Annotated in this window: 1 protein-coding gene; it reads left to right on the forward strand. The window is 33.1% G+C overall.

Annotated elements, in window-relative coordinates:
• Positions 1–750: 750 nt before the first annotated feature.
• Positions 751–1,716, forward strand: coding sequence for a phytanoyl-CoA dioxygenase family protein (locus tag ACOVQ4_RS13515; protein ID WP_421821159.1), 966 nt, complete (start codon positions 751–753; stop codon positions 1,714–1,716).
• The last annotated feature ends 55 nt before the right edge of the window (positions 1,717–1,771 follow it).

Below are 1,771 nucleotides of genomic sequence, written 5' to 3' on the forward strand. Positions count from 1 at the left end.
TAAATATTATTCTGCTCGATTATTTAAGTAATGGCACAAAATTAGATTTAAGTTTTTTGTTTTAGGTAGAAGGCAAAACGTATAAAATTGTTTTTTAGTAACAATAGATATGATTTACCGAATGCCCATGGTGTACCGACGCAAGCTTTAGACAAAGGCAAGTAGGTATTTTAAAAATGGGATTTAGTTGCTTAGACTTTTTCACTGAATTTAATATAAAACAGTTTCAAACTGTTGAGAAAATGAGGTCAAAACTAAGTCTTGAACTAGTACATTCAATTTTGTCCAATAATCAGATAAAAAATACATTAACACTCCTCGTCTGTTGCCTAATGTAAACAACTTAAACTGAATGAAATAAAAATTGCACTCATCATTAAGCATTAGTAGTGTACGAAGGATTCTAAAAATGTCTATTTCGGATATCGGATGTGGAATTTCGGAAGGGTAAGCCTCTATCTTAGGTAAGAAACAAAGATATTTTACTTTATTCCAAAATCCCAAATCCGAAATTGTTGGAAATCATCCCCGTAGTTCTAACTCACAATTCAGCACTCTTATCTTAATACCTTGATTTGTTAGTTTAAAATACCCTTATAAAAAGTAGTTTTTCAAAATTTCAGAAAAATGAATTATCTTGTAGAGTCATTTATTTATTGATGAAAAAAAGACATTATTGCTTGAATAACCTATAAAAATCATTTTCCAGAAAGGTTTTAATTTAATCATATATCATAAATCATCTCTGTTATGAATTTACCTTGGGTAGAATCGCCATTCTTTACCGAAATCCTCAAAACCAAAAATCTTACTGAAGAGGAAAAACAATTAGCTACCGAATATCACAAAAACGGTTTTGTAATTTTAAAAAATGTCTTTCCTGAAGAGATAATCGAACAAGTAAAAGCCGATATGAACCAAAAAGGCTTTAATGAAGACTTTCCTGTAACTGTTTACAGAGATAAAACTCGTATTCAAGACCTTTGGCAGTACTCAGAAAGCACCAAGCAAGTCTCAGGAAATGATACAATCATGAAAACCTTGCAAATGCTTTATGATCGTGAACCCATACCATTCCAAACACTAAATTTCAAATTTGGTTCTCAACAAAGAGCACACTCCGACACTATTCACTTTAGCTCAATTCCTGCGCGCTACATGTGTGGTGTATGGGTAGCATTAGAGGATGTAACTCCAGAAAACGGTGCTGTCTTTTATTACACAGGCTCGCACCGCATGCCAGAATATAATTTTGCACATATCAAAGATGCCCCTGTAGATACTTCATACACCGATTATGTTCAATATGAAGACTTCATGCAGAACATCATGAACGTTTCAGAATATGAAAAGAAGTTTTTCTATGCAAAAAAAGGGGATGCCTTAATTTGGTCATCTAACATCATACATGGAGGTTCGAAAGTAGAGTTAGAAGGTAGCACTCGATATTCACAAGTAACTCACTACTACTTCAAAGATTGTATTTATTACACGCCAATGTTGTCGAATATGGTAACCAATGAGCTGTATTTGCGTAACGGTTTTACGAATATCAAAACTGGAGAAGCTGTCCAGTCAAACTTCAATGGACATAAAATCACACCTATATCAACAGGAAAAGATAAGTCTATTTTGAATAACCGTTTGAATGATGTGAAAAAAATCATGGATTTGGTAAAGCTTAAAAACAAGATTGTCAACAAGCTATTCAAATAAAACAAAAAAGCCTCTCGGAAATTCCAAGAGGCTTTTTTGTTGGTGGAGACGGAGA

The sequence above is a fragment of the Flectobacillus sp. genome, assembly GCF_049240685.1.
Lineage (GTDB): Bacteria > Bacteroidota > Bacteroidia > Cytophagales > Spirosomataceae > Flectobacillus.

Coding starts and splice junctions, on each gene's coding strand:
- ACOVQ4_RS13515 (WP_421821159.1), top strand. CDS start 751: ATGAATTTACCTTGGGTAGAATCGCCATTCTTTACCGAAATCCTCAAA.